The following is a 1,112-nucleotide window of genomic DNA, read 5'->3' on the forward strand; positions in this document are numbered from 1 at the left end:
GTTCGCGAAGCCCACTTCCCGGAACAAGGCCGCCCCGCCGGGCAAGGCCCCAGTGCGAGACCGTCCCGAATGCCTACCCACACAGCGTGGCTACGAGTGGGATAGTCAGAATGGAGCAGATGATCGACAAAAACGTGCACTGCATCATGGGACGTGCATCCTTACCGTATTGAAGGCAGTACAGCGTACCGTTGCTGCCCACCGGCATTGCCATATCGAGCACAAACGTCGCAATAAACATGGGCGTCATGCCGGGCCACAAGCGCGCGACGGCAAGACATGCCATCGGCACGACAACCAGGCGAAATGCCACGGCAACATAGGCACGCCAGTTGGTGAGCATCTCGAGCGGGCGGTACTTGGCGATAGACGACCCCATGAGCAACAATGCCGCCGGAGTGGTCATGGTGCCAACGATGGAAATCGAGTCGCCCAACACGCCCCAATCGGTCCATCCGGTGAGCACAATCCCAAGCACAACAGCACTTGCAATGAGACCAGGACTCTTGCAGCAGGCGGCAATATTGCGCATCTGCTTTTTAAGGCCGCCATCCATTCCGCTAAATAACATGGCACCGACGGTAAACATAAGAAGGTTTAGGGGGATAAGCGCAATCGATGCATACAACAGCGCTTGTTTTCCCAACACCGCCGAAATAACCGGAAAACCGATAAACCCGGCATTACCGAAAAGCACGGCGAAGCGATACGAGCATTCTGTCCCTTTGGGAACGCGAAGAGCAGCGGTGACAGCAAACGCGATAACGGTCGCCACCACATACATCACAAAGGACAGACCCATGAGCGAAAACGTCTCGGCAATGCTCGGAAGCTTCACATCATCGCCCAGCGCTGACGAAAGCACCAAGCACGGTAGCGCCACCTGCAACAGCAGATGCGACAGCTCGCGCTCGAACTCCGCTTTCATAAACCCCAGCTTGGCGATACACCACCCCAACAAAATAGGCAGCGAAACCGTCAACATCTGAAGCGCCACACCCGTAAAGCTCATGCTACCCCCTTATCTATTCCACGATATTCCACGAGGGCCGGGGCGCCTGCTTTGTTTTGAAAAGTGGGCTTCGCGAACTTCTCAAAACAAAGCAGGCGCC

General features: G+C 56.0%; 1 protein-coding gene. It reads right to left on the reverse strand.

Annotated elements, in window-relative coordinates; all coding sequences use genetic code 11:
- Positions 1-73 precede the first annotated feature (73 nt).
- Positions 74-1,012, reverse strand: coding sequence for an AEC family transporter (locus CHY22_RS09825; protein ID WP_089573699.1), 939 nt, complete (start codon positions 1,010-1,012; stop codon positions 74-76).
- Between the last annotated feature and the right edge of the window lie 100 nt (positions 1,013-1,112).

Origin of the sequence: Collinsella sp. TF06-26, from assembly GCF_002232035.1 — a bacterium.
Taxonomy (GTDB): domain Bacteria; phylum Actinomycetota; class Coriobacteriia; order Coriobacteriales; family Coriobacteriaceae; genus Collinsella.

What these genes read in the sequence shown, in the direction of transcription:
- CHY22_RS09825 (WP_089573699.1), bottom strand. Translation starts at nt 1,012, where the DNA reads ATGAGCTTTACGGGTGTGGCGCTTCAGATGTTGACGGTTTCGCTGCCT.